The sequence below is a fragment of the Leifsonia aquatica H1aii genome, from assembly GCF_000633535.1.
Lineage (GTDB): Bacteria > Actinomycetota > Actinomycetes > Actinomycetales > Microbacteriaceae > Leifsonia > Leifsonia aquatica_A.
The window spans coordinates 236,865-263,045 of the sequence record NZ_AYMR01000001.1 but is presented as its reverse complement, the minus strand read 5'-3'; the positions used below and the strand labels follow the sequence as shown (position 1 = coordinate 263,045).

Annotated in this window: 25 protein-coding genes and 1 pseudogene; 15 read left to right on the top strand and 11 right to left on the bottom strand. The window is 69.4% G+C overall.

What is annotated here, in order from left to right:
- Positions 1 to 70: 70 nt before the first annotated feature.
- The 4 genes and pseudogenes from U870_RS0101155 (at position 71) to U870_RS24760 (ending at position 4,227) form a co-directional block, all read left to right on the top strand.
- Complete coding sequence (locus tag U870_RS0101155; protein WP_025155585.1) at positions 71 to 1,507, top strand: NAD(P)H-quinone dehydrogenase; 1,437 nt, start codon at positions 71 to 73, stop codon at positions 1,505 to 1,507.
- 16 nt (positions 1,508 to 1,523) lie between these two features.
- Positions 1,524 to 3,188, top strand: a complete 1,665-nt coding sequence (locus U870_RS0101150) for a cation:proton antiporter (RefSeq protein ID WP_025155584.1) — start codon at positions 1,524 to 1,526, stop codon at positions 3,186 to 3,188.
- 205 nt (positions 3,189 to 3,393) lie between these two features.
- Positions 3,394 to 3,528, top strand: a pseudogene (locus U870_RS25015) (type IV toxin-antitoxin system AbiEi family antitoxin domain-containing protein); the annotation flags it as partial.
- A gap of 162 nt (positions 3,529 to 3,690) precedes the next feature.
- Positions 3,691 to 4,227 carry an endonuclease domain-containing protein gene (locus U870_RS24760; protein ID WP_240183607.1) on the top strand — a complete coding sequence of 179 codons (537 nt, stop codon included), beginning with the start codon at positions 3,691 to 3,693 and terminating at the stop codon, positions 4,225 to 4,227.
- A gap of 85 nt (positions 4,228 to 4,312) precedes the next feature.
- Here the strand turns inward: U870_RS24760 and U870_RS0101140 are convergent, their stop codons facing one another.
- The gene (locus U870_RS0101140; RefSeq protein WP_025155582.1) at positions 4,313 to 6,079 is read right to left on the bottom strand and encodes an acetyl/propionyl/methylcrotonyl-CoA carboxylase subunit alpha; all 1,767 of its coding nucleotides are present in this window, start codon (positions 6,077 to 6,079) and stop codon (positions 4,313 to 4,315) included.
- 79 nt (positions 6,080 to 6,158) lie between these two features.
- Positions 6,159 to 6,794 carry a Maf family protein gene (locus tag U870_RS0101135; protein WP_029947042.1) on the bottom strand — a complete coding sequence of 212 codons (636 nt, stop codon included), beginning with the start codon at positions 6,792 to 6,794 and terminating at the stop codon, positions 6,159 to 6,161.
- Positions 6,795 to 6,818: 24 nt separating this feature from the next.
- Between U870_RS0101135 and U870_RS0101130 the strand changes: the two genes are divergently transcribed.
- Genes U870_RS0101130 through U870_RS0101115 form a run of 4 tightly spaced genes read left to right on the top strand, consistent with a single transcriptional unit; the run spans position 6,819 to position 11,086 of the window.
- Positions 6,819 to 8,111 carry a class I SAM-dependent RNA methyltransferase gene (locus tag U870_RS0101130; RefSeq protein ID WP_025155580.1) on the top strand — a complete coding sequence of 431 codons (1,293 nt, stop codon included), beginning with the start codon at positions 6,819 to 6,821 and terminating at the stop codon, positions 8,109 to 8,111.
- A gap of 38 nt (positions 8,112 to 8,149) precedes the next feature.
- The gene (locus U870_RS0101125; RefSeq protein WP_025155579.1) at positions 8,150 to 8,809 is read left to right on the top strand and encodes a response regulator transcription factor; all 660 of its coding nucleotides are present in this window, start codon (positions 8,150 to 8,152) and stop codon (positions 8,807 to 8,809) included.
- Positions 8,796 to 10,058, top strand: a complete 1,263-nt coding sequence (locus U870_RS0101120; RefSeq protein WP_025155578.1) for an ATP-binding protein — start codon at positions 8,796 to 8,798, stop codon at positions 10,056 to 10,058. The genes U870_RS0101125 and U870_RS0101120 overlap by 14 nt, the downstream gene beginning before the upstream one ends.
- Positions 10,055 to 11,086, top strand: coding sequence for a hypothetical protein (locus U870_RS0101115; protein ID WP_025155577.1), 1,032 nt, complete (start codon positions 10,055 to 10,057; stop codon positions 11,084 to 11,086). Before U870_RS0101120 ends, U870_RS0101115 begins: the two co-directional genes overlap by 4 nt.
- Before the next feature lie 21 nt (positions 11,087 to 11,107).
- Here U870_RS0101115 and U870_RS0101110 read toward each other — a convergent pair whose 3' ends face one another.
- From U870_RS0101110 to U870_RS0101095, 4 genes are all read right to left on the bottom strand, one after another.
- On the bottom strand, positions 11,108 to 12,076 hold the full coding sequence (locus U870_RS0101110; protein ID WP_025155576.1) for a GDP-mannose 4,6-dehydratase: 969 nt from the start codon (positions 12,074 to 12,076) through the stop codon (positions 11,108 to 11,110).
- Between the two features lie 2 nt (positions 12,077 to 12,078).
- Positions 12,079 to 13,062, bottom strand: coding sequence for a GDP-mannose 4,6-dehydratase (locus tag U870_RS0101105; protein WP_025155575.1), 984 nt, complete (start codon positions 13,060 to 13,062; stop codon positions 12,079 to 12,081).
- Positions 13,063 to 13,529: 467 nt separating this feature from the next.
- Entirely contained in the window at positions 13,530 to 13,757 is a 228-nt protein-coding gene (locus U870_RS0101100) for an acyl-CoA carboxylase epsilon subunit (protein ID WP_025155574.1), read from the bottom strand.
- Positions 13,754 to 15,367, bottom strand: a complete 1,614-nt coding sequence (locus U870_RS0101095; RefSeq protein WP_025155573.1) for an acyl-CoA carboxylase subunit beta — start codon at positions 15,365 to 15,367, stop codon at positions 13,754 to 13,756. Before U870_RS0101095 ends, U870_RS0101100 begins: the two co-directional genes overlap by 4 nt.
- A gap of 76 nt (positions 15,368 to 15,443) precedes the next feature.
- Between U870_RS0101095 and U870_RS0101090 the strand changes: the two genes are divergently transcribed.
- Positions 15,444 to 16,223 carry a biotin--[acetyl-CoA-carboxylase] ligase gene (locus U870_RS0101090; protein WP_240183603.1) on the top strand — a complete coding sequence of 260 codons (780 nt, stop codon included), beginning with the start codon at positions 15,444 to 15,446 and terminating at the stop codon, positions 16,221 to 16,223.
- Between the two features lie 8 nt (positions 16,224 to 16,231).
- Positions 16,232 to 16,780, top strand: coding sequence for a PH domain-containing protein (locus U870_RS0101085; RefSeq protein WP_025155571.1), 549 nt, complete (start codon positions 16,232 to 16,234; stop codon positions 16,778 to 16,780).
- On the opposite strand, the gene U870_RS0101080 is transcribed toward U870_RS0101085, so the two are convergent.
- Positions 16,742 to 17,329, bottom strand: a complete 588-nt coding sequence (locus U870_RS0101080) for a GtrA family protein (protein ID WP_025155570.1) — start codon at positions 17,327 to 17,329, stop codon at positions 16,742 to 16,744. The two genes, U870_RS0101085 and U870_RS0101080, sit on opposite strands and share 39 nt — an antisense overlap.
- A 66-nt stretch (positions 17,330 to 17,395) precedes the next feature.
- Positions 17,396 to 17,941: a GtrA family protein gene (locus U870_RS0101075; RefSeq protein ID WP_240183602.1), complete on the bottom strand. Its 546-nt coding sequence runs from the start codon at positions 17,939 to 17,941 to the stop codon at positions 17,396 to 17,398.
- A 137-nt stretch (positions 17,942 to 18,078) separates the two neighbouring features.
- Between U870_RS0101075 and U870_RS0101070 the strand changes: the two genes are divergently transcribed.
- From U870_RS0101070 to U870_RS0101055, 4 genes are all read left to right on the top strand, one after another.
- Entirely contained in the window at positions 18,079 to 19,215 is a 1,137-nt protein-coding gene (locus tag U870_RS0101070; protein WP_025155568.1) for a 5-(carboxyamino)imidazole ribonucleotide synthase, read from the top strand.
- 69 nt (positions 19,216 to 19,284) lie between these two features.
- Entirely contained in the window at positions 19,285 to 19,788 is a 504-nt protein-coding gene (gene purE, locus U870_RS0101065) for a 5-(carboxyamino)imidazole ribonucleotide mutase (protein ID WP_025155567.1), read from the top strand.
- On the top strand, positions 19,785 to 21,140 hold the full coding sequence (locus U870_RS0101060) for an LCP family protein (protein ID WP_025155566.1): 1,356 nt from the start codon (positions 19,785 to 19,787) through the stop codon (positions 21,138 to 21,140). Before purE ends, U870_RS0101060 begins: the two co-directional genes overlap by 4 nt.
- Before the next feature lie 95 nt (positions 21,141 to 21,235).
- On the top strand, positions 21,236 to 22,489 hold the full coding sequence (locus U870_RS0101055) for an acyltransferase family protein (protein WP_240183601.1): 1,254 nt from the start codon (positions 21,236 to 21,238) through the stop codon (positions 22,487 to 22,489).
- A gap of 17 nt (positions 22,490 to 22,506) precedes the next feature.
- Here U870_RS0101055 and U870_RS0101050 read toward each other — a convergent pair whose 3' ends face one another.
- Genes U870_RS0101050 through rfbB form a run of 3 tightly spaced genes read right to left on the bottom strand, consistent with a single transcriptional unit; the run spans position 22,507 to position 25,500 of the window.
- Complete coding sequence (locus U870_RS0101050) at positions 22,507 to 23,649, bottom strand: glycosyltransferase family 4 protein (protein ID WP_025155564.1); 1,143 nt, start codon at positions 23,647 to 23,649, stop codon at positions 22,507 to 22,509.
- Positions 23,621 to 24,499 carry a dTDP-4-dehydrorhamnose reductase gene (gene rfbD / locus U870_RS0101045; RefSeq protein ID WP_025155563.1) on the bottom strand — a complete coding sequence of 293 codons (879 nt, stop codon included), beginning with the start codon at positions 24,497 to 24,499 and terminating at the stop codon, positions 23,621 to 23,623. Before rfbD ends, U870_RS0101050 begins: the two co-directional genes overlap by 29 nt.
- 11 nt (positions 24,500 to 24,510) lie before the next feature.
- Complete coding sequence (rfbB, locus tag U870_RS0101040; protein ID WP_025155562.1) at positions 24,511 to 25,500, bottom strand: dTDP-glucose 4,6-dehydratase; 990 nt, start codon at positions 25,498 to 25,500, stop codon at positions 24,511 to 24,513.
- 74 nt (positions 25,501 to 25,574) lie between these two features.
- On the opposite strand from rfbB, the gene U870_RS0101035 reads away from it, so the two are divergent.
- Positions 25,575 to 26,180, top strand: coding sequence for a dTDP-4-dehydrorhamnose 3,5-epimerase family protein (locus U870_RS0101035; protein WP_025155561.1), 606 nt, complete (start codon positions 25,575 to 25,577; stop codon positions 26,178 to 26,180).
- Position 26,181: the final 1 nt, after the last annotated feature.

The window sequence follows — 26,181 nt, the reverse complement described above, 5'->3', positions numbered from 1 at the left end:
GAGCACCGTGATCCCGTCCAGGTCGGGCAGGATGCGCATCGGCGCGTCCGGATGCGGAAGAATAGTGCCCATGGCCTTTGAATTCGAGCGCAAACAGCGCATCGCCGTGCTCGGCGGCGGACCGGGCGGCTACGAAGCCGCGATCGCGGGCGCCCAGCTCGGAGCCGACGTGACCCTGGTCGAGCGCTCGGGTGTGGGCGGTTCGGCCGTCATCACCGACGTCGTCCCCTCGAAGAGCCTGATCGCCACGGCCGAGGCCACCAACGCCATCGCCGAGGCCGCCGACCTGGGTGTGCAGTTCTACACCCGCGGCGCGCACGGCAAGCCCGTCCGCCCCGACCTCACGGTGAACCTGGCCGCCGTCAACAAGCGGCTGATGGGGCTCGCCCGGCAGCAGTCGGAGGACATGCGGGCCGAGCTCGTGCGCTCGGGCGTCAACATCGTCAGCGGCGAGGGCCGCCTGGACGGCGACGGCGCGCTCATCGTCTCCACCGCCCGCGGCGGCACCGGCACCGACTTCGACCGGGTGGAGGCCGACACGATCGTCATCGCCGTCGGCGCCAGCCCACGCGTGCTGCCCTCTGCCGTCCCGGACGGGGAGCGCATCCTCACCTGGACGCAGCTCTACGACCTCCCCGCCGTGCCCGAGCACCTCATCGTGGTCGGCTCCGGCGTCACCGGGGCGGAGTTCGCCTCCGCCTACACGGCGCTCGGCTCGAAGGTGACCTTGATCTCGTCACGCGACCAGGTGCTCCCCGGGGAGGACGCCGACGCCGCCCGCGTCATCGAGAACGTGTTCAAGCGCAATGGCATGCACGTGCTCTCCAAGTCCCGGGCCGACTCGGTGGTGCGCACCGAGAACGGCGTCGTCGCCACTCTGTCGGACGGACGCACGGTCGAGGGCAGCCACTGCCTCATGGCCGTCGGATCCGTGCCGAACACGGCCGGCATCGGGCTCGAGGAGGCCGGGGTGCAGCTCGCGCCGTCCGGGCACATCCGCGTCAACCGGGTCGCCCGCACGTCGATCCCGAACATCTACGCGGCCGGCGACTGCTCCGACCTGCTCCCGCTCGCCTCCGTCGCCTCCATGCAGGGGCGCACGGCCGTCTTCCACGCGATGGGAGACGCGGTCAACCCGATCGAGCTGCGCAATGTGACCTCGAACATCTTCACCCAGCCCGAGATCGCCACGGTCGGCTGGAACCAGAAGCAGATCGAGGACGGCATCGCCCAGGGCGACATCTACAAGCTGCCCCTCAAATCGAACCCGCGGGCCAAGATGCTCGGCCTGCGCGACGGGTTCGTGAAGCTCTTCGCCCGCACCGGGTCCGGCACCGTGATCGGCGGGGTCATCGTCGCGCCGCGCGCGTCCGAGCTGATCTTCCCGCTCGCGCTCGCCGTGGAGCACCGTCTCACGGTCGACCAGGTCGCCCGCGCCTTCACCGTCTACCCGTCGCTCTCCGGCTCGATCTCCGACGCCGCGCGCGCCATGCACATCGTCCTCTGAGGGTAAGGTCCACGGCATGGAGATGGGAGTCCTCGTCGGTGTCCTCGCCGTGCTGGCGATCGCCGCCGCGACGACGATCGGACCCAAGTTCGGGGTCGCCTCCCCGCTGATCCTGGTCGTCGTCGGCATCCTGGTCAGCCTGCTGCCGTTCGTCCCCGCGCTGCACATCGAGCCGGAGTGGATCCTGGCGGGCATCCTCCCGCCCCTGCTCTATTCGGCGTCGGTGTCGATGCCGTCGATGAACTTCCGACGGGAGTTCACCGCCATCGGGGGGCTCTCCGTGCTGCTGGTCGTTCTCAGCGCCGTGATCCTCGGACTGTTCTTCTCGTGGGCGATCCCGGGCCTCGGCCTGGCGTGGGGGATCGCGCTCGGCGCCATCGTCAGCCCCACGGACGCCGTGGCGACCTCCATCGTCAAGCGCAGCGGCGTCTCGCCGCGCGTGGTCGCCATCCTGGAAGGCGAGAGCCTGCTCAACGATGCGACGGCCCTGGTGCTGCTGCGCGCGGCGATCGCGGCCGCGGCGGCGTCGTTCGCGGTCGGCACCGTGATCTGGACCTTCACCTACTCCGTCGCCGTCGCCGTCGCGTTGGGCTGGGCCGTCGGGCGGCTCAACCTCATCGTGCGCGCGCGGGTGAAGGACGCCACCGTCAACACGGTGATCTCGTTCACCGTCCCGTTCGTCGCCTCCCTGCCGGCGGAGGCCCTCGGCGCGTCCGGTCTTGTCGCCGCGGTGGTCGCGGGCCTCGTCACCGGCAGCCGCGCGCCGCGCGTCCTCTCCCCGCAGCACCGGCTCTCCGACGCGCAGAACTGGAAGACGGTCGAGCTGGTGCTCGAGGGACTCGTGTTCCTGACGATGGGGCTCCAGCTGTTCGGCATCCTCCAAGAGGTCGAAGAGGTGCATGAGGGCGTCGGCCCGGCGGCCCTCGTCGCGGCCGGCGCGCTGCTGCTGACCATCGTCGTGCGTGCGGCGTACGTCGCGCCCCTGCTGCGCTCGCTCGGACGCCGACATCGGCGCACCGCCGCGATGAAGCCGCGGCTGGAGACCATGCAGCAGCGGATCGCCGACGCCGACAACGATCCGTCGGCACTCGTGCGGCAGGGCGGCCCCAGCAAGGGGCGCGTGCCGTCCGAGAAGGACGTCGGTCGCTTCACCACGCGCATCCGGCGCACGCTCGCGGACATCGACTACTTCACCGGCGCGCCCCTCGGCTGGCGCGAGGGCGCGGTGGTCGTGTGGGCGGGGATGCGTGGCGCGGTCACGGTCGCGGCGGCGCAGACCCTGCCGACCGGCACCCCTGGCCGGCAGGTGCTCGTCCTCATCGCGTTCCTCGTCGCCGCCGGCTCGCTGCTCATCCAGGGCGGGACGATCGGCTGGGTGCTCAGGTGGCTCAAGCCGGCGCAGGTCGACCCCGAGAGCGAGACCGCCGAGCGCAAGCGCGTGTCGGCCATGCTCCACGACGCGGCCCGCCACATCCCGCTTCCCGAGTCGCGGGAGCGCACCCCCGAGAACATGGAGGTCATGAAGAAGTTCGCGCTCGACCGCCTCCACGCGCAGCGCACCGCCCTGCTCGACGCGCGCGACGACGGCACCTTCGACGCCGATGTGCTCGCCGCGGCTCTCACCAACCTCGACGCCGACGAGATCAGCATCTCCCTCAAGGTCTCACCCCCCGAGAACTGACCGCGCCCTGCCGCGCCTCCCCTCCCCTCCCTCTCTCGCGCCTGCCGCCAACGGAGGAGATCCCGGCCGTTCCGGCGGCCTATCTCCTCCCTTCCCTGCGACCCGCCAGGGTATAGCCAACGATCGCCTCCGTTCCCAACGAGTGGCTTATCCACAGATTTCCTACGCGGCGGCACGGGTGCCGGCTCAGGCGCGACCATGAACCATGCCGTGGATGTCCTTCCTCCATTCCGTCGGTGGTGCCGCGACCACTCGCCAGCTCCGGATCGCCGGGGCCGGTGAACGCGCAGTCAGCGACGCGGTCGCAGCCGGGCGCCTCGTCCGACCTCGACGAGGCGTGTACGCGTTGCCCGGGATCCTCCCGACTGCGCTGACCGCCCTGCGCAACGGCGGTCGGCTGTCGTGCGTCTCGGCGGCGCGCAGCTATGGGCTGTGGGGAGGTACGGACCCGCGGCTCCACCTGCGAGTTCCTCCGCACGCAGGACGGGCGGGTGATGGGGGCGTGCGTCACTGGGGCGCGAGCGAGCCGAATGCGGAGCTGTGGCGCACGTCGTTGGCGGACAGCCTCCGTACGGTCGCGCGCTGTTCCGACGAGGAGACGGCGATCGCCGTGCTCGACACCGCCCTCGGCTCCGGCATGGCCACTCTGCCTGGCCTGGTGCAGATCTTCAGCGCTGAGCCGGCCGAATCACGGCGCGTCGCGTCGATGGCACGCCCGGGTTCGGATTCCGGTGTCGAGTCCATTCTGCGCCAACGGTTGGCGGCGCGGGAGCATCTCGTCGAGCAGCAGGTGGGTGTGCCCGGCGTCGGCCGGGTGGATTTCCGGATCGACGGTGTGCTGTACGTCGAAGTGGACGGCTACGCCTACCATTCCGATCCGGCCTCGTTCGAGCGAGATCGTCTCCGTGACACCGCGCTCGAGCTTCAGGGCCTCCGTCGACTCCGATTCACGGCGCGCCAGGTCCTGGACGATGCCGATGCGGTTGTCTCCACCGTGGAAGCCGCTGTCGGCAACGGAGGAATCTCGTCTCGGTTCTGACGGCAGGTGCAGGAAACGGAGGAGATCAGGGGTGGTTCGGGCCGGATCTCCTCCGTTGCCAGCGGTTCACGTCCGGCGCGCGCGGCTAGACGATGTTGAGGAGGAGGTGGCCGGACGAGACGGTCTCGCCGACGGCGGCGTTGATGCCGGTGATCGTGCCGTCCTTGTGGGCGGTGAGGGGCTGCTCCATCTTCATGGCTTCGAGCACGAGCACCAGGTCGCCCTTGACGACCTCGTCGCCGTCCGCGACCGCGACCTTGACGATCGTCGCCTGCATCGGAGCGGTCAGCGAGTCGCCGGTCGCGGTGTCGACGGCGCCGGCTCCGCTGCGCCGGCGCGGGGCGGGGGCGGTCGGGGCGCCGGACGTGCCGGCGCCGGTCAGGAGCTTCGCGGGGAGCGACACCTCGATGCGCTTGCCCTCGACCTCGACCACGACGCTGCTGCGGCGCTCGGCGGGCGTCTGGTCGCCCAGCTCGCCGGACCACGGCGCGACCTCGTTGACCCACTCGGTCTCGATCCAGCGGGTGTAGATCGAGAACGGCTCGCCGTCCTGCGGGGCGAAGGCCGGGTCGCGCACGATGGCGCGGTGGAACGGGATGACGGTCGGGAGCCCGGCGACCTCGAACTCGTCGAGGGCGCGGCGGGAGCGCTCGAGAGCCTCCTCGCGGCTGGAGCCGGTGACGATGAGCTTGGCGAGCATGGAGTCGAACGCGCCGCTGATCTCGTCGCCCGCCTGGATGCCGCTGTCGACGCGCACGCCGGGGCCGCCGGCGGGCTTGAACACGTGCACAGGCCCGGGCGAGGGGATGAAGCCGCGGCCGGCGTCCTCGCCGTTGATGCGGAACTCGAACGAGTGGCCGCGCGGAGCCGGGTCGTCGTAGTCGAGCACGCCGCCCTCGGCGAGCCGGAACTGCTCGCGCACCAGGTCGATCCCGGTGACCTCCTCAGAGACGGGGTGCTCCACCTGGAGGCGCGTGTTCACCTCGAGGAACGACACCGTCCCGTCCTTGCCGATGAGGAACTCGCAGGTGCCCGCTCCCTGGTAGCCGACCTCCTTGAGGATGGCCTTGGACGCGCTGTAGAGCTGCTCGGTCTGCTCGGCCGTGAGGAACGGCGCGGGTGCCTCCTCGACGAGCTTCTGGTGGCGGCGCTGAAGCGAGCAGTCGCGGGTGGAGACGACGACGACGTTGCCGTAGGCGTCGGCGAGGCACTGGGTCTCGACGTGACGCGGCTGGTCCAGGTACTTCTCCACGAAGCACTCGCCGCGACCGAAGGCGGCGATGGCCTCGCGGGTGGCCGACTCGAACAGTTCGGCGACCTCGTCGCGCTCGCGGGCGACCTTGAGTCCGCGTCCGCCGCCGCCGAAGGCCGCCTTGATGGCGACCGGGAGGCCGTACTGGTCGACGAACTCGAGGACCTCGGCGGCGTCGGCGACCGGGTTGAGGGTCCCCGGTGCGAGCGGGGCACCGACCTTCTCGGCGACGTGGCGTGCGGAGACCTTGTCTCCCAGGCGCTCGATCGCCTCGGGGGAGGGGCCGATCCAGGTCAGGCCGGCGGCGATGACGGCGCGGGCGAACTCGGCGTTCTCCGCGAGGAAGCCGTACCCCGGGTGCACGGCGTCGGCGCCGGACCGGCGGGCGATGGAGAGCAGCTTGTCGATGACGAGGTACGTCTCGGCGCTCGTGGTGCCCTCGAGGGCGTAGGCCTCGTCGGCCAGCCTCACATGGAGGGCGTCGCGGTCCTGGTCGGCGTAGACGGCGACGGAGCCGACTCCACTGTCCTGAGCTGCACGGATGACGCGGACGGCGATCTCGCCCCTGTTTGCGATGAGGACCTTGGTGATGGCTGGCACAGTTCTCTAGCCTATGCCGCCGGGCACCCCTGGTTTTGGACGATCCTCACAAAAATGGCACTGCGGATGGTTGGAGGGTCTACAAGCGGTTCCAGAGCGACGTCCACTCGACGCCGAGCTCGCGGACGAGGTCGCGCAGTGTGGCGAGCGAGAGCCCCACCACGGTGCTCGGGTCGCCCTCGACGCGAGTGATGAACGGCCCGCCCAGGCTGTCGATGGTGAACGCCCCGGCGACCTCCAGCGGTTCGCCGCTGGCGACGTAGGCGTCGATCTCGGTCTCGGTGACGTCGGCGAAGCTGACCGCGGCCGCTGCGGTCGCCCCGACCGAGCGGTTCTCGCGACCGCCGCGATGGTCGATCAGCCAGTGACCGGAGTGCAGCACGCCGGTGCGGCCGCGCTGGGCGAGCCAACGCTCCCGCGCGATGTCGGGACGATGGGGCTTGCCGTGGATCAGGCCGTCGATCGCGAAGGCGGAGTCGCCGCCCAGGATCAAGCCGTCGATCGGCTCCCCGTCGAGGGTGCCGCGGACGGCCTCGGCCTTGAGCCGGGCGAGGAGCTGCACCATCGCGGCCGGCCCGAGCGGGCCGTGCTCGGCCTCGGCCGCGGCGACGGCGGCCGGCTCGTCGACGTGCGACGGCACGACGATGGGCTCGACACCGGCGGCGCGCAGCAGCGCGAGCCGGGCGGGGGAGGTGGAGGCGAGGTAGAGGCGCATGGTCACCTGTGGGATGCTCGAAGGATGCCCCAGAACGATGAGGTCGACCTCGACATTACCAACGTCGCCCACGGCGGCGTGTTCGTCGCACGCCACGAAGGGCGGGTCGTCTTCGTGCCCGACACCCTTCCGGGCGAGCGAATCCGCGCGCGGATCTCCGACCGGACCCATGATCGCTTCTGGCGGGGGGAGGCGGTGGCGGTCGTCGAGCCGGCCCCGGAGCGGCAGGATCACGTGTGGGAGGCGGCCTCCATCGACCGCGCGCCCGGGCAGCGAGCCGGCGGAGCGGAGTTCGGGCACATCCGGCTCGACCACCAGCGCGAGCTGAAGCGCCGGGTCATCGAGGACGCCCTGCAGCGCACGGCGCGTTTCGACGCCGACACGATCGCGTCGGTCGGCCCGAGCGGAGGCCGGGTCGAGGTGGAGCCGATCGCGGGCGAGTCCCCGGACGGCACCGGGTGGCGCACCCGGGTGCGGCTGCAGGTCGGCGAGGACGGCCGGGTCGGGCCGTATGCGGCGCGCACCCACACGATCGTCCCGGTGCGCACCCTCCCTCTCGCGACCGAGCTGGTCCAGGAGACGGCACCGTTCGGCCAGACGTTCCCGGGGGCGGAGTCGGTCGACATCGTCGCCACCGGAGCCGGTGCCGCACACCTGCTCGTCAACGACGCGCCGGTCCGCACGGGCAAACGGCTGGCACGCCCGCGCCGGCGACCCGTGCCCATCCGCGAGCGCGTCGGAGACCGCGAGTTCCGGCTGGATGCGCGCGGTTTCTGGCAGGTCCATCGCGGCGCCGCGGCGACCCTCACGGCAGCCGTGCAGGACGCCGTGGACGAGGCGCTCTTCGACCCGCGCGCGGCGAACCTCGACCTCTACGGCGGCGTCGGGCTCCTCGCTGCGGCGCTGGGGGACAAGTTCGGCTCCACGCTCCGGATCACCTCGGTCGAGAGCGACGAGGCGGCGACCGACGATGCAGCCGAGAACCTGGCCGAGTGGGTGGGCGCCGCCGCCGTGACGGCGCGCGTCGAGCACTTCGCCGCCGACCTCGCCGCCGGGGCGAGCGCGGCGGACCGGGCACGGCTGCGGGCCGCCACGGTGGTGCTCGACCCGCCGCGCTCGGGGGCGGGGCGCGCCGTGGTCGAGTCCATCGCTTCGCTGCGCCCCGCGCAGATCGTCTACGTCGCCTGCGACCCGGTCGCCCTGGCCCGCGACCTGGCGTTCTTCGCCGAGCGCGGCTACCCGCTGCGCTCACTGCGGGCATTCGACCTGTTCCCGAACACCCACCACGTCGAAGCGGTCGCCACGCTGGCGCCCTGATGGGGGACACGGGCCCTGTCACCACTACGATGAACCACATGGTGCGGGTTTCTATCGTCGACGATCACGAGTCGGTGCGTCTGGGGCTGAAGGCGGCCTGTCAGGACGCCGGCTACGAGGTCGTCATCACCGCCGCGACGGTCGACGACTTCGTCGCCGCTCTCGGCGGTCAGGAGTGCGACGTCGTCGTGCTCGATCTCTCCCTGGGCGACGGGTCGAAGGTGACCGACAACGTCAAGCGGGCGCAGGCGACGGGCGCGGCGGTGCTGGTGCACAGCATCGCCGACCGGGTCGCCAGTGTCCGGGAGGCGCTCGCCGCCGGCGCGGCCGGGGTCATCCCGAAGTCGTCGCCGACGACCACCGTGATGAACGCCATCGCGACGGTGGCCCGCGGGGATGTGCTCAACAACCTCGAGTGGGCGACCGCGATCGACGCGGACAGCGACTTCGCGAAGGCCCAGCTCGGGCGGCGCGAGCGCGACGTGCTGCACCTGTACGCGTCGGGACTCCCGCTGAAGGCCGTGGCCGCCCAGCTCGGGATCGCGAACTCGACCGCACGCGAGTACCTCGACCGCATCCGGGTCAAGTATGTGGAGGTCGGCCGTCCGGCTCCGACCAAGGTCGACCTGCTCCGGCGCGCGGTGGAAGACGGCATCCTGCCGGGTCTCGATCCCGACACGGGCAATGAGCGCGCCTGACCTGGCGCGTCCCGCGAGTGTCCCGGGAGCTCCACGCGAGTCGTCGAAGCCTCGCAACCCGCTGAGCCGGGCGCGCATCGAGCGCATCGCCGACCGCACGGTCGCCGCTTTCGGCGTGGTCTTCGGTCTGCAGACCATCCCGACCGCCATCGCGCAGCAGTCCATCCTGGTGCAGCCGTGGGGTCTGGTCATGACGGCCGTCATCTTCGGCGGGATCGTCGTGACGGTCCTGCTGGCCGTCCTGCAGCGCTGGGTCAAGGGCGCGATGGCGATCCTCGCTGTGCTCTACCTGGTCGCGATCGTGACCTGGCCGTTCGTCGTCTCCGACCCGGCTGCCTTCACGGCCGACAAGCCGTGGATCTGGTTCCTCTGCAACGTGTTCACCGCGTTCGCCGCCGTGGCGTATCCGCTGTGGCTCGCCGTCGTCTACACGCTCGTCGCCCCGATCGCGTACGGCGTGATCCGTGCGCTCCCGGCCGGTGGCGGCGTCGGTGCCGAGCTCGCCGGACTCGATGCGGTCTATGCGATCATCCTGGGCGGCGCGATCCTGGCGATCATCGCCATGATGCGTCAGGCGTCCTCCGGCGTCGATGTCGCGCAGAGCCAGGCGCTCGCGCGGTACGCCAATGCCGTCCGCCAGCACGCCACCGAGGTGGAGCGCGTGCAGGTCGACGCGATCGTGCACGACAGCGTGCTGACCACGCTGCTGTCGGCGGCCAGTGCGCGTACGCCGGAGCAGAAGGAGCTCGCGGCCACGATGGCGGCCGACGCGATCGGCCATCTGCACGCGGCGGAGGCCTCCGTGCCCGAGGACCAGTCCCTGGTCGGGCTCGACCGGCTGAGCGACCGCCTGGTCACCGCCGCCAATGCCTTCTCCTCCCCGTTCGCCATCGAGGTGCAGGACGTGGAGGTGCACAGCCTCCCGGTCAACGTGGCCGAGGCCGTCTACTCCGCGAGCGTGCAGGCGATGGTGAACAGCATGCAGCACGCCGGCGGCCCCGAGATCGAGCGCAGCATCAGCATCCGCGGCGGGAGTCCGGCGGCAACGGTCCACATCGTCGTGCGCGACGAGGGGCGCGGGTTCGCTGCCGAGGAGGTCCCCGCGGAGCGGCTGGGGCTGCGCGTGAGCATCCGGGACCGTCTCGCCAAGGTGGGCGGTCGCGCCCGGATCGAGTCGGAGCCGGGGCGCGGGACCACCGTCGTCATCCTGTGGCCGTCGTCGGACCGGGATTCGGAGGTCGTCGAGTGATCACCCTCAACCGCGTCCTCTTCCTGGGCCTCGGCGCCCTGTTCTCGGCGTACCACCTGTTCCTCGCGCTCTCCTCGCTGTCCATCCCCGCCAATCCGGGGCCGCCGGTGGCGGCGATGGTGCTGTACGGGATCGCGACCGTGCTGAGCCTCTGGCCGACCAGCCCGACCAAGATGCCGCTCTGGCTGGCGGCCTTCGATCTCGCGGTCTGCGTCGTCATCCCGATCCTGGTCACCAGCCAGCTCGACCCGGCCAAGGACAACGGCTACGGCACCTGGTACGTGGCCGCTGTCGGCACGCTGATGACCATCTGCGCCGTGCGCAGGCAGTCGATCTTCGCCTGGCTCGGCGTCGGCTTCCTCGCCGTGCAGACGGTGTTCTGGGCCGGCCCCGGGGCGCTGGCCGGCCTCGGCGTGATCGGTTCGGTCGTGTGGGTCGGCGTCGCCGTCGTGATCGCCGGCTCGCTCGCCAAGGCTGGACGCGACGCACTCCAGTTCGCCCGCGCGGAGCGGGAGGCCACCGAGTGGCAGGCGGCCCAGGAGGCGCACGTCATGGAGCGTCAGCTGCGACTGCGGCAGACCTACCGCGTGGCCGCTCCGATGCTCGCGGAGATCGTGCGGCGGGGCGGGGACCTCACCGAGGCCGAGCGCCGCGAGTGCCGGTATCTGGAGGGCGCGATCCGCGACGAGATCCGCGGGCGCCGTCTGCTCAATGACGACGTCCGGCGGGAGGTCATGGACGCCCGGCGGCGCGGCGTGGTCGTCAGCCTGCTGGACGAGGGCGGCATCGACGACATCGACCAGCGCGGCTTGGAGACGGTGCTGCATCGCCTCGCCGAGGCGATCCGTGGGACGACCACGGACAAGCTGATCGTGCGTACGGTGCCGCGGTCGTCGAAGACCGCCGTGACCGTGGTGGGTCTGCGCATGTCGGACGACGGTGCGGCCAATGCGCTCGGTGCCGAGTCCGATGACGACGAGGTCGATCTCTGGCTGGAGATCCCGCGGCCGGTTGAGCCCGCGGCGTAGTTCTCGCGATATCGCCGCGACTTACATCGCGGCGCGGATCAATGCCAGATCGTGGTCCACCATCGCGCCGACGACATCCTCGAAGGTCCGAGTGGGCGACCATCCGAGGTTCGTTCCTGCGCGATGCGGGTCTCCGCGCATCTCCGCAACGTCGGCTGGACGCTTGAACCGGTCATCGACCTGGAGACGATCCTGCCAATCGAACACTCCGGCGCGTACGAACGCGGCTTCGGCGAAGTCGCGAACCGAATGGGTACGTCCGGTTGCGATGACGTAGTCATCGGCGCTGGCTGCGCGCGACATTCGAACCATGGCGTCGACGTAGTCGGGCGCCCATCCCCAATCCCGGCGGGATTCGAGGTTTCCGAGCTGCAGCGTCTCTTCGAGGCCTGTCGCGATCCGGGCAACTCGAGCCGTGATCTTTCGGGTCACGAATGTCTCTGGACGGCGTGGCGACTCGTGGTTGTACAGGATGGCCGAGCTCGCTTGCATGCCGCGGCTCCGGTAGATCCCCATCAAGTTGTGTCCGAGAGCCTTTGCTGCTCCGTAGGGGCTGGCGGGTCGCAACGGTGTCATCTCGGTCTGCGGCGATTCGATGGCGGATCCGAAGATCTCGGAACTCGATGCTTGGACGAAGCGGACGATGCGTCCCGTACGCTCCTGCAATCGCCACGATGCGTCGACGAGAGCCGCCACTGCGGTGCCGGACACCTCGACTGTCGCCAGCGGCTGGTCCCACGAGAACGCGACCGAACTGATTCCAGCGAGGTTGAAGACTACGTCCGGCTCGACTTCGTCCACTACGCGAGTGAGACTCGGAGGGTCGGCCAGATCTCCGAGTATCCACTGCACCCGCTCGTCGGCGGGGGGACGATCGGCCTGCCGAACGAGGGCATGGATCTCGTGCCCCTCGCCCGAGAGCTGGTCGACGAGGTAGCTGCCGTCCTGGCCGGTTGCGCCGGTGAGGAGGATTCGCTGGGCAGCAGCCACGATCAGCGAGAAAGGTCGGTCTGCTCGCGCAGATCGTTCTCGACCATCATCGTCATCAGCTCTTCAAAGCCGACACGAGGCGTCCACCCGAGAACCTCCTTCGCCTTGCTCGCATCGCCGATGAGAAGGTCTACCTCGGCCGGTCGCATGTAACGAGGATCCTGACCGACGTAGGAACTCCAGTCGTCCACACCGATGGTGCGGAAAGCCACGTCGAGTGCCTCTCGGATGGAGTGCGTCTCTCCCGTCGCCACGACGTAGTCGTCACCGACTGGCTGCTGGAGCATGCGCCACATCGCATCGACATAGTCCCCGGCGAACCCCCAGTCCCGTTTGGCCTCGAGGTTGCCCAGGATCAGCTGGTCCTGCAGCCCCAGCTTGATTCGGGCGACGGACTGGCTGATCTTGCGCGTCACGAACTCAGGTCCGCGACGTGGGGATTCGTGGTTGAAGAGGATGCCGCTGGAAGCGTGCATGCCGTACGACTCGCGATAGTTGATGGTCATGTAGTGACCGAAGACCTTTGCGACGCCATAGGGAGAACGCGGCCAGAGGAGGGTTGACTCACGTTGCGGGACCTCCTGCACCTTGCCGAACATCTCGGACGAGGACGCCTGATAGAAGCGCACTTTCGAGATGTCGTCGCCGGCGTACAGACGCGTGGCCTCGATGATGTTCAGGACGCCCTTGCCGGTGACGTCGGACGTCAGCGCTGCGTTCTCCCAGGAATATGCGACGTACGAGATCGCGCCCAGGTTGTACACCTCGTCTGGTTGCGCGATCCCCAGCACCCGCACGAGGCCGGACACGTCCGTGAGATCGCCGGTCAAGAGGGTCACCTCGGGAACGGTGGACCGAACGAGGTCGTACTTGGGGTTGTTCTGGCCGCGGATGAGGCCGAAGACCTCATAGCCCTTGGAGACGAGGAGTTCCGCGAGATAGAGGCCGTCCTGTCCGGTGATGCCGGTGATGAGAGCGCGGGTCATTCGGTTGGTTCTCCGTTTCTTAGAGCGCTGCTGGAGCCCTCCCATCGTATCCGCCCGTGGCTGAGGCCTCGTCCGCCTGTGGCTCCCGAACGGCGATCGCATGGCTTGCGAGATGAGACCGGCCGGTTAATAGGAGAAAGGGGCCGACACCCGAATTGTCGGCCCCTTTTCAAACCCCGAGTCAGGGCGACAACCCGAATATCGCCCTGACTCGCCCCCAAAGCACTCGCCTGCTTACCCTAGTCGACGAGTGATTCGGCGGTGTGACTCACGAGGAGAGACACCTAGCAATAACTATATTGACGACATTCCCAGAGATTACATAGTCGTCATTTTGGAGGACACCGGGGGACACTCGGTGTCCTCACTGAGTGGCATCGCCCCGAATCCAGGCTGTCCCGCATGTGGGGGACGTCGTGGGCGGGGTACAAATCGGGGGACGACGCCGAAGCGTAGCGGCGGATGGGTCAGCCCGAGAACGACCGCCACGCACCCGGGCCCGGGTTCAGTGGAGTGCGCAGTCGGCGCTGGCTCCGTACCCAGGCATCCGGTCCGGCGACGGGGCGGGCGGCGGCAGCCGCGGCGGCCTGCTCGGCCGCTGCGGCCGTCAGCACGGCGGTGACGGCCGCGATCTCCTCGGCCGTCACGCCGCGCGTGACGAAACGGATCTGCGACGGGTCGAGCTCGGTGCTCACAGCGGGATGTTCCCGTGCTTCTTCGGCGGCATCGTCGCGCGCTTGGTGCGCAGCGACCGCAGGGCCTTGATGACCGAGACGCGCGTCGCCGCGGGCTCGATGACGCCGTCCAACTCGCCGCGCTCCGCGGCGAGGAAGGGGCTCGCGACGTTGTAGGTGTACTCGTTGGCGAGCTTGGTGCGCACGGCGGCGACGTCCTCGCCCGCCTCCTCCGCCCGCTTGATCTCGCCGCGATAGAGGATGTTGACCGCGCCCTGGCCGCCCATGACCGCGATCTCCGCGGTCGGCCAGGCCAGGTTGATGTCGGCGCCGAGCTGCTTGGAGCCCATCACGATGTAGGCGCCGCCGTAGGCCTTGCGGGTGATGATCGTCACCAGCGGGACCGTGGCCTCCGCGTACGCGTACAGCAGCTTCGCGCCGCGGCGGATGACACCCGTCCACTCCTGGTCCGTGCCCGGCAGATACCCCGGCACGTCGACGAGGGTGAGGATCGGGATGCCGAACGCGTCGCAGAAGCGGACGAACCGCGACGCCTTCTCGCCGGCGTCGATGTTGAGGGTGCCGGCCATCGCGCTCGGCTGGTTGGCGACGATGCCGACGGAGCGGCCGTCCACCCGGGCGAAGCCGATGACGATGTTGGGAGCGAACAGCGGCTGCACCTCGAGGAACTCGCCGTCGTCGACGACACCTTCGATGATGGACTTCACGTCATACGGCTGGTTCGGGGAGTCCGGGATGACGGTGTTGAGGCGCCGATCGGCGTCCGTCGTCTCGAGCTCCGGCTCCGACTCGTACTCGGGAAGCTCGGCGAGGTTGTTCTGCGGCAGGTAGCTGAGCAGGTTGCGCGCGTAGTCGAGGGCGTCCTCCTCGTCGCTCGCGAGGTAGTGCGAGACGCCGGAGACCTTGTTGTGGGTGAGCGCGCCGCCGAGCTCCTCGAAGCCGACGTCCTCGCCGGTGACGGTCTTGATGACGTCGGGACCGGTGACGAACATATGGCTGGACTTGTCGACCATGATGACGAAGTCGGTGAGGGCGGGGGAGTAGACGGCTCCACCGGCCGCCGGGCCCATGACGATCGAGATCTGAGGGATGACGCCCGAGGCGGCGGTGTTGCGGCGGAAGATCTCGCCGTACTTGCCCAGGGCGACGACGCCCTCCTGGATGCGGGCGCCGCCCGAGTCGAGGATGCCGATCATCGGGACACCGGTCTTGAGGGCGTGGTCCATCACCTTGATGATCTTCTCGCCGGCCACCTCGCCGAGCGACCCGCCGAAGATCGTGAAGTCCTGGCTGAAGACGGCCACGTTGCGGCCGTGGATGGTTCCGACGCCGGTGACGACAGCGTCGCCGTAGGGGCGCTTGGCCTCCATGCCGAACGCGTGCGTGCGGTGGCGGACGAACTCGTCGAACTCGACGAACGAGCCCTGGTCGAGCAGGAGGTCGATGCGCTCGCGAGCGGTGAGCTTGCCCTTGGCGTGCTGCTTCTCGATCGCGGCCTGTCCACTGGCGGTCACGGCCTCGTGGAACCGCTCCTTCAGGTCCGCGAGCTTGCCCGCGGTGGTGGAGAGATCGGGGGTCTGACGTGCTTCGGTGTCGGTCACGCCGTTCACTCTACCTGCCAGTGCAGAGGCGATGCCGTTGACGGGATCCTACAAATCCGGGCCGCTTCACTGGCAGACTGGGCCAATGCAGCAGAGCGATCCCGTGGACTTCCGGCGGAGCCGTGCCGTCGTCCCCGCACTCGATGTGCTCCCCGAGGCCGGGTCGACCAACGACGTGCTCACGGCGCGCGCGCCGGAGCTCGGCGACCTCTCCGCGATCGTGACCATGAACCAGACGGGCGGCCGGGGGCGGCTCGGCCGAGTGTGGGTCGCCCCGCCGGGCCGGACGCTCGCCATCTCGGTCCTGCTCAAGCCGGACGGGCTCGCTCCGGAGGCGTTCGGATGGTTCCCGCTGCTCGCCGGTTTGGCGATGAGCCGGGCGATCGCACCCCTGGTACCCGGCTCCGTCGCGGTGAAGTGGCCCAACGACGTGCTCATCGACGGCGCGAAGGTCAGCGGGACCCTCTCCGAGCTGCTGCCGGACCTGTCCGGACTGGTGATCGGGGTCGGCGTGAATCTCTTCCAGGAGCGCGAAGAGCTGCCGACCGACACCTCCACCTCCCTCGTGGTGGCGGGAGCCGATGCCCCGGATGCCGACGCAGTGCTCGCGTCGTACCTGACCCACCTCACCGCCCTCTACCGGGAGTATCTGACGGCGGGCGGCGATCCGGTGCGCAGTGCGCTGCGGGACGAGGTCGTCGAGGCCTGCCACACCATCGGCCGCCCGGTGCGTGTGGAGCTTCCCGGAGGGGGCGCGCTGCTCGGCACCGCGGTCGGGCTCGATCGCGACGGCCGGCTGATCGTGGAGTCGGAAACCGGACGCACGGCTGTCGCAGCCGGTGACGTGACGCACCTGCGGTATTAATGGGAAGCATGAGCAACACGACGGACGGGGTGCCCGGCCAGCCCCCGGAGCGGGTGGTCGCGCGCCTGCGCCGCAACGCCCGCGTGCTGTTCTGGCCCAGCCTCGCCCTGATCGCCGCGAGCGGAGCCGTCGGGTTCTTCGCCGGCCGCGTCGACGAGGTCTGGGAGATCGTCCTCCTCTGGTCCGCGGCCGCGGTCGCGGTGCTCCTGCTGTTCCTGCTGCCGCTGGCGGCGTGGCTGAGCCGTCGCTACACGATCACCACCCGGCGCATCGTCATCCGGCACGGCTTCTTCGTCCGGGTGCGCCAGGAGCTGCTGCATAGCCGTGGCTATGACGTGAGCGTCACACGCAACTGGCTGCAGAGCGCTTTCCGGTCCGGCGACGTGCGGATCAACGCGGGCCTCGATCGTCCCGTCGTGCTGAAGGACGTTCCCAAGGCGGATCAGGTGCAGCGCGCCCTCGGCGAGCTGATGGAGCACGCCCAGAACGTCGTCGCCGTGCGGCGGCAGCAGTCGGAATCAGTCTCCGACGAGACCACCGTCTGGGGCAGCCGCTAGCGTCGAACCGGTGAGTGCTGCGGCATCGACGGGTTGATCACCGTTGATCGTGCGGTTCGTGTGGCGGTCCGTTCGCCGTTCAGCGCGCTCCGGTGAGAAGACCCACCAGCGGTAGAACGCGAAGCGGAACACCATGCCCAGCGCGAGGCCGACGACGTTGTTCGCGATGTTGTCCGCCAGCAGCGTCGTGAAGCCGAGTAGGTAGTGCGAGACCCAGACGCAGAGCAGCGGAATCGCCATCCCGGCCAGGCTGACGATGAAGAACTCGGCGCCTTCGCGAGCGGTGTTGTCCTGCCGGTTGTTGGCGAACGCCCAATACCGGTTGCCCACCCAGTTCGTGCCGATAGCGACGAGGGTGGCGATCGCGGTGGCGATGAGCGTCTTGTGGGGAACGCTCGAGAGCACGGTGAGCATCAGCCCGTTGAACACCGCGAGGTTTACGACGAACCCGACTGCACCCACCGCGCCGAATTTGATCAGCTGAGGAAGCAGTCGCGCCTTGCGCGCCCCGGCGTTCGGTTGCTCGGGCGATGTCGATCTCTGCGCCATGCCCCGCACCATACTCGACCGGGTTGTCAAAAGAATGTGCGGGTGGGGCTCACAGTGAGAACGCGCTCAGCCGGCTTCCGTCCCCGTGTGTCGCCGGGAGTCCAGGGAGGCAGCGTCTTCGCTCGCGGTTGAGTCGTCCTCGAAGATCGACAGGGCGGCGGCTTCGGCCTCCGCGTTTCTCCTCGCAGTCAGACCATCCTTGCGATGATGCCCGTAGACCCAGTAGCGATACAGAAGGAAGCGGAACGCCGTCGCCAGGAGGAGTCCGATGACGTTCGTCGAGATGTTGTCCGCCAGCAGCGAGGTGAAGCCGAGAACGTAGTGCGAGACGTAGAGGCAGAGCAGGCTGATCCCCAGGCCCGCCACCGCGATGACGGCGAATTCGAGCAACTCCAGCGCGACGTTCTTTCGGCGATGCTCGCGGAACGTCCAATAGCGGTTGCCGAACCAGGTGACCAGGGTGGAGACGGTGACGGACACGATCTTGGCCCCGAGCGGTGACTGCCAGAAATGGTCGCTCCCCGCAGCGCCGAGACGAAGCAGATTGAAGATCCCGACATCGACGAAGTAGCCGACGATGCCGACGACGCCGAACTTCAGTGCATAGCGCACGAGTCGTTCGTACAGAGTGGAGAGGAACGTCATTTCTTCCCGGGAGCGGAGAGGGGTCGGCGGCCGGTCGGCCGGCCGTCGAACAGTATAGGTCGGTATCGGCCGCTCCGTGGCGACGCCCCGGGTAGACTGCCATGATGCGAAGGACAGTCGGAGTGATCGGCGGCGGCCAGCTGGCACGGATGATGATCCCCCCGGCGGTGGAGCTCGGCATCGACATCCGCGTGCTCGAAGAGGCCGCGGGCATGAGCGCAGAGATCGCCGCGACGGGTGTCGGCGACTATCGGGACCTCGAGACGGTGCTCGCGTTCGCCGAGACCGTCGACGTGATCACCTTCGACCACGAGCACGTTCCTCCGGCCATCCTGCGGGAGCTGGTGGCGCGGGGGATCCCGGTGCATCCCGGCCCGGACGCCCTCCTGTACGCGCAGGACAAGCTCCAGATGCGCGCCAAGCTCAGCGAGCTCGGTCTGCCGGTGCCGGACTGGGCGGCGGTGGAGTCGGCGGACGAGCTGGGGAGGTTCTTGGCGGATCACGGCGGCCGCGCTGTCGTGAAGACCGCTCGCGGCGGGTACGACGGCAAGGGCGTCCGCATGGTGTCCGAGGCGAACGGGGTGGATGACTGGTTCCTCGCGCTCGCGGAGGACGGCCGCGGCGGCGCCCTGCTGGTGGAGGAGCTGGTCTCGTTCCGCCGAGAGCTCGCGCAGCTGGTGGCACGTCGGCCGTCCGGCGAGTCGGTCGCCTGGCCGGTGGTGGAGACGGTGCAGCGCGACGGCGTCTGTGCCGAGGTGATCGCTCCGGCGCCCGGCGCGGCCGGGCGGGTGGCCGAGGCTGCAGCCGACATCGCCGTCCGGATCGCCGACGGGCTCGGAGTCACGGGTGTGCTCGCCGTCGAGCTGTTCGAGACCACGGACGGCCGCATCCTGATCAACGAGCTCGCGATGCGCCCGCACAACAGCGGCCACTGGTCGATCGAGGGCGCGGTGACCAGCCAGTTCGAACAGCACCTCCGCGCCGTGCTCGACCTGCCGCTGGGGGAGACGCGTCCGCGCGACGAGTGGTCCGTGATGGTCAACATCCTGGGCGGCCCGGCCGAGGGGACGCTCCAGGACCGATACCCCGCTGCGCTCGCCGCCCATCCCGAGGCCAAGTTCCACGGCTACGGGAAGGATCCGCGGCCGGGGCGCAAGGTCGGCCACGTGACGGTCGGCGGCGACGACCTCGACGACGTGGTGTACCGCGCCCGCGCTGCGGCAGCGTACTTCGAGGGCTGATTGCCGGGGTGTGACCCGTCCCGCGTGCCGCGAACCGTACGCGGGACGGCCGCCTTTACGATGGTGGGCATGCCCGAGAACTCGCAACCCCTGGTGTCCGTGGTGATGGGGTCCGACTCGGACTGGTCGGTGATGCAGGAGGCATCGCGGCTGCTCACCGAGTTCGGCGTCGATCACGAGGTGGAGGTCGTCTCTGCGCACCGCACGCCGGTCAAGATGATCGACTTCGGGAAAGCGGCCGCCGGCCGGGGCGTCCGTGTGATCATCGCAGGCGCGGGGGGCGCCGCCCACCTGCCCGGCATGCTCGCGGCCGTGACCACCCTTCCGGTCGTCGGCGTGCCTGTCCCGCTCGCGCGTCTCGACGGGCTCGACTCGCTGCTGTCCATCGTCCAGATGCCCGCCGGAGTGCCCGTGGCGACGGTGTCCATCGGCGGTGCCCGCAACGCGGGCCTGCTCGCCGTCAAGATCCTCGCCACCGCCGACCCGGCCCTGGCGGCGGCGCTCGAGCGCTTCGCCGCCGACCTGGAGGCGAGCGTCGAGGAGAAGAACGCCGCACTGCACGCGAAGCTATGAACTCCGCGAGCCCGCTGCGCCACCCGGACGCGTCGTCCGCGCCCGTCATGACCAGGCGGGCCTGGTGGCTCGTCCTCCTGAACGTCCTGCTGCCGGGTTCGGTGCAACTCGTTGCGGGCAATCGCCGACTGGGGCGCGTCGGTCTCGTCGCGACCGGCCTTCTGTGGCTCGGTGCGATCGTCGTCCTGATCACTTACCTGGTCGCTCCCAGCGCGATCTACACCTTCTTCACGCAGGCCGGCAGCCTGACCGTGCTGCAGATCCTGCTCATCGCGTACGCGGTGCTCTGGGTGGTCCTGACCCTCGACACCCTCCGTCTCGTTCGCCTGGTGCGGACGAAACCGAACGCCCGGGGCTGGATCGCGGCCTTCGCGGTGCTCGTGCTCGTCGGGCTCACCGGCACGGCCGGTTACGCCTCCGTCGTCGCCGGATCCGCGCGCGGCGCTCTCGGGGACATCTTCTCGGCGGGACCGTCGGAGCCTCCGGTCGACGGCCGGTACAACATCATGCTGCTCGGCGGCGATGCGGGACCCGACCGCGAGGGCCTCCGGCCCGACAGCATGTCCGTCGTCAGCATCGACGCCTCGACGGGCAAGGCCGTCACGATCGGCCTGCCGCGCGATCTGGACCCGGTGCCCTTCCGGGAGACGTCGCCGCTGCACGCGCTCTACCCGGACGGATACGGCTATGAGGACCGATGCGACGTCGACGTCTGCCAGCTGAACTCCATCTACACCGAGGTCGAGGTCTACAAGAAGGACCTCTATCCGAACGCGACGAAGAACAAGAGCGAGCCGGGCATCGAGGCGATGCGGGACGCCCTCGAGGGGGCGACGGGGCTGACCATCCAGTACTACGTCCTCATCGACATGCAGGGCTTCTCCGATCTCGTCGACGCCCTGGGGGGTGTCGACATCACCGTGACCGACCGGGTCCCGATCGGCGGCGACGAGCAGCTGAACGGTGTGGCGGAGTGGATCGAGCCCGGGCTGCACCACATGGACGGCTATCACGCCCAGTGGTATGCCCGCTCCCGCCACGGGGCGACCGACTACGACCGGATGGCGCGGCAACGGCAGTTGCAGGACGCCATCCTCAAGCAGGTCAATCCGGTGAACGTCGTCAGCAAGTTCGAGGGCATCGCCCAGGCCGGCTCCCAGGTGATGAAGACCGACATCCCGCAGTCCATGCTCGGCTACTTCGTCGACCTGGGGATGAAGACCAGGAAGCTGACCGTCGACCAGCTCGAGCTCGTCCCGCCCACGATCGATCCGACGAAGCCCGACTACTCCCAGATCCACCAGCTCGTGCAGCAGGCGGTCGCGCCCGCCACGTCGAAGCCGGGGAAGTGACCCGGACCGCATTCAGCTGACCCCTGAACGGGTCACAGGCACTGCACAGGCCCCACCCGTAGCGTCGCCCGCCTATGACGGGTACTGCTGGACGAATGGCTGAGACGACGACACGACGACCGGCGATGGGCCGGCTGACGGCGCTGGACGGGCTCCGCGGCCTCGCGGCGGTGATCGTCGTGTTCCACCATGCGCTGTACACCAACCCCGACTTCCCCGGTGCCCCCGGGGGTGGCGACGCACCCGTCGGCTCCGCGATGTGGTGGATCAGCTACACACCGCTCAAGTTCCTCACGGCCGGCGTGGAATCCGTGATCGTCTTCTTCGTGCTGTCGGGGCTCGTGGTGACTCTGCCGGTCGTGCGCCATCGGGGTTTCGACTGGGTCGCCTATTTTCCGCGTCGTGTGGTGCGGCTCATGGTGCCGGTGACGGCCTCCGTGCTCCTGGCGGCGGTCTGGGTGGCCGCGATCCCGCAGATCTCGACTCAGGCCGCGGGCACGTGGTTGAGCAACTCTTCGACGCCGAATTTCAGCTGGGAGTACATCGTCAAAGCGATCGACCTGCTCGGCGGTGACGGGCAGATCAACAACCCGCTGTGGTCGCTGCGCTGGGAGCTCCTCTTCTCACTCGCGCTCCCGGTGTTCGCCATCGCCGCGATCGCCGTCCGCAAGTGGTGGATCGGTGGGCTCGCCGCCGCCTGCGCGCTCACCTGGCTGGGCGCCCGCGCCGGTTCGGGGGAGCTGGAGTACCTTCCCGCCTTCTTCGTCGGCGCGGTGATCGCCGTTCGCCTGGATGCCGTGCGCAACGTCGCGGACCGCATCAACGCCCGCTGGTACCGCCATCCGCTGTGGGCCGGGCTCGCGGTGGGCAGCGGCCTGCTCCTCATCGCCCCGTGGCTGTTCGGCCCCGGCATCACCGCGATGCCGGAGTTGCAGCATGTGCTCAAGGGTCTCGTCCCGCTCGCCGCCGCCGGCCTCGTCGTCGCCGTGCTCGGCTGGAAGCCGCTGCGTACCGTGTTCGAGTCGCGGCCGTTCCAGTTCGCCGGAACGATCTCGTTCAGCCTGTACCTGGTGCACGTGCCGATCCTGATCTTCAGCACGTACCTTCTCGCCGACGAGCCCTGGTACGTCGCGCTGCTGTTCGGAATCCCGGTCTCGGTCGCCGTGTCGGTCGCCTTCACCTGGCTGATCGAGAAGCGGAGTCACGGCTGGTCGAAGAAGGCCGGGGCGTGGGCGTCTGAGCGCTACCGTGCCTGGTTCGGTCGGGAAGAGACGGCGCAGTCCGGGCCGCCCGCCCTGGCAGCGGGTGTCGAGGTCGAGCGAGAGCGTGAGGGCGCCGGTCGCCGCTGACTGCGGCGAGGCGACCCCTACAGGTCGGCGTGCAGCTGCCAGACCCGCTCGGCGGAGTCTCGCCAGCTGAACGCGCGGGCCCGGTCCGAGGCGAGCACACCCAGTCGCTCGCGCAGTGCGTCATCGTCGAGTACCCGGCCGATGGCGGCGGCGAGACGCTCCGAATACGCGGCGTCGTCGGCGGGCGAGGCGACCCGCTCGACCACGAGGCTTGCGCCGCCTGCCACCTCCACCAGCGCGGGATCGTCGGAGTGGATGACGGGGAGACCGAACTTGAACGCCTCTACGATGGGAAGGCCGAAGCCCTCGGCGAGGCTCGGGTAGACGAAAAGAGTCGCCCGGCTCAGGAGGACCGCCAGATCGGCGTCGTCGAGACGGCCGAGAGCCCGCACCCGGTCCTCCGGGAGGCCGGCCGCGGCCGCAACGCCGGTCGCACTGCCGTCGCCGTAGCGGTCGGGGCCTGCGATCAGCAGGGGGATTCCGTGCGCCTCCGGCCGCGCGATCGCTCGGATCAGCGGGGCGACTCCCTTGCGAGGCATGATGGATCCGAGCGAGAGCGCGTAGGAGTCCGGGAGTTCGAGACGGGCGGCCCGCTCGTCGGCGTCGGCGGGAAGCCGCAGCGTCGTCGCCGGTGCGCCCCCGATCACGCGGATACGGTCGCCGAAGTCGAGCTCGTCGGAGAGCCGGGCTGCGACGGCGTGTGTCGGGACGACGATCGCGTCGGCGTGCTTGCGTGCGCGTTTCGCCATCGCCTTGGTCCAGCGTGCGCCTGCGGAGCCGAGCGACTCGGGGTGCGTCCAGGCGAGCGTGTCGTGAATCGTGACGGCCACCTGGTCCCCCTCGTCGCGACGCTTGCGCAGCGGCGCGAACAGCGAGGGGGCGTGGAGCATCCCGCGTACCGAGCCCATCGGGACCCCACCGGGCAGTGCGACGGCGAGTTCACGGTGGGCGAGCGGGAGGCGGGTGATGTCGGCGATCCCCGGAAGCGCAGCGCGGAGGGCCGCGAGCTCCTCATCGGGCACGGCCGAGACGATCCCGACCACGTCGCACCCTCGCGGCGCAGTCGCGATCAGCTGACGGGTCAACTCCTCGGTGTAGCGGCGCGCGCCGCCGGGAGTCTCGCCGATCAGTTCATCGATCACCACCCTGAGGGTTGTCATTCTGCTCCAGGACTCCGTGACGCGCCGCGTCGGCCAATGCTTCCTCCCATGCGCGCATGGGTTCGAGTCCGGCTCGGCGCCAGGCTTCGTGACCGAGCACGGAGAATGCGGGTCGCGGTGCGGGCCGCACGAACGTCGAGCTGTCGGTCGGTGTGACCCTATCAGGGTTCAAACCAGCCTCGCTGAAGACCGCCTGCGCGAATTCGAACCAGCTCGCACGACCTGCGTTCGTGCCGTGGTAGACACCGGCGGGGGCGTCGGCGTCGAGCAGGGCGACGATCTGGCGCGCCAGGTCGCCCGTCCAGGTCGGCTGGCCGATCTGGTCCGACACGACGCTGACGGTTTCGTGGGTCGCGGCGAGCTTCACCATCGTCTTCGCGAAGTTCGCTCCGCCGGCACCGTAGAGCCACGCAGTGCGCACGACGTAGGTGCCTTCTGGATGAGCGGCGAGAGCGAGCTCCTCGCCGGCGGCCTTGGTGCGGCCGTACGCGTTGATCGGATCGCGCGTCGTGTCCTCGGCGTACGGCTCGGTCGCGAACCCGTCGAAGACGTAGTCGGTCGAGACGGTGACGTATTTTGCGCCGTTCTGCGCTGCGGCGATCGCGAGGTTCTCGGTCCCGATCGCGTTGATCGCGAAGGCGTCGTCTTCGTGGGTCTCGGCGTCGTCGACCTTGGTATACGCCGAGGCGTTGATCACCACGTCGTGCCCGGAGGCGGCCGCGAGGACGGCGTCGCGGTCGGTCACGTCGAGGTCGTTCCGGCTCAATGCGGTGACATCGCGACCGGCGAGCGCCCGCTGGAGGTCCTGTCCGAGCTGGCCGGCCGCACCGGCGATCAGATAGCGCGTCACTGTGACCGTGCTCACGCGTCCAGCGCGGCGCGGGCCTTGAGCGGCTCCCACCACTCGCGGTTGTCGCGGTACCACTGCACGACATCCGCGAGACCCTGCTCGAACGGCATCTGCGGCTCGTAGCCGAGCTCGCTACGGATCTTGGAGATGTCCACCGAGTAGCGCAGATCGTGGCCGAGGCGGTCGGCGACGCGGTCGACGTACGACCAGTCCGTGCCGGTCGCGTCGAGCAGCAACTGGGTGAGCTCCTTGTTCGTGAGCTCGGTTCCGCCGCCGATGTTGTAGATCTCGCCCGCGCGGCCGTTCACGAGCACCATCGCGATGCCGCGGGTGTGGTCGTCGACGTGCAGCCAGTCTCGGATGTTGTTGCCTTCGCCGTAGAGGGGCACGTGCTTGTCGTCGATGAGGTTCGTGACGAACAGCGGGATGACCTTCTCGGGGAAGTGGTACGGGCCATAGTTGTTCGAGCAGCGTGTGATCGACAGGTTGAGGCCGTGGGTGCGGAAGTAGCTGCGCGCGAGGAGGTCGCTGCCGGCCTTCGACGCGGAGTAGGGGGAGTTCGGCTCGAGCGGGCGGTCCTCGGTCCAGGAGCCCTCGGCGATCGAGCCGTAGACCTCGTCGGTCGAGACGTGCACGAAGCGCTTGAGGTCGTTGCGCAACGCGGCGTCGAGCAGCTGCTGCGTTCCGAGCACATTGGTCTCGACGAAGATCGACGCGTCGCGCACCGAGCGGTCGACGTGCGACTCGGCAGCGAAGTGCACGACCGCGTCCACGGTGGGGAAGAGCTGGTCCAGGAGCGCGCCGTCGCGAATGTCGCCCTTGATGAAGGCGTAGCGCGGTGAATCCGCGACCGGGGCGAGGTTGGCAAGGTTGCCGGAGTAAGTGAGGGCGTCGAGCACGACGACCTCTGCGCCTTCCAGGCCCGGGTACGCGTCCTGCAGGGTGCGGCGGACGAAGTTGGAGCCGATGAATCCGGCGCCGCCGGTGACGAGAATCTTCATGGGAGAAATGGGTGCTTTCTGTCGATGAACCGTGCAGGAGTCTACCGTGCGAGCCTGATTGGTAGACTCCCGGGGTGCAGATCCGCGAACTCTCCATCCCCGACGCCTACGAGATCACTCCGAAGCAGCACGCCGACGACCGCGGCATGTTCACCGAGTGGTATCGATTCGACCGTCTCGAGGAGGCGGTCGGCCACCGGCTCGATCTGAGACAGGGCAACCTCTCCGTCTCCAAGCGCGGCTCGGTCCGCGGCATCCACTTCGCCGACATCCCGCCGAGCCAGGCCAAGTACGTCATGGCTCCGCACGGTGCCGTCCTCGATTTCATCATCGACATCCGTGTCGGCTCGCCGACGTTCGGGCAGTGGGACACCGTCCTGCTCGACGATGTCGATCGTCGCGCCGTCTACGTGGCCGAGGGCCTCGGGCACTGCTTCGTGGCGCTCACCGAGGGCGCGACGGTGAGCTACCTGGTCACGGACACGTACAACCCGTCGCGCGAGCACGGGATCAACCCGCTCGACCCCGACATCGCGCTGGTCTTCCCCCCGGAGGCGGGAGAACCCCTGCTGTCGCCGAAGGACACCGAGGCCCCCGGCCTGCTGGAGGCCCGCGACAGCGGACTCCTGCCGACCTGGGACGCTGCGCGCGCTTTCTACGCGTCGCTCGACGAGAAGTAAG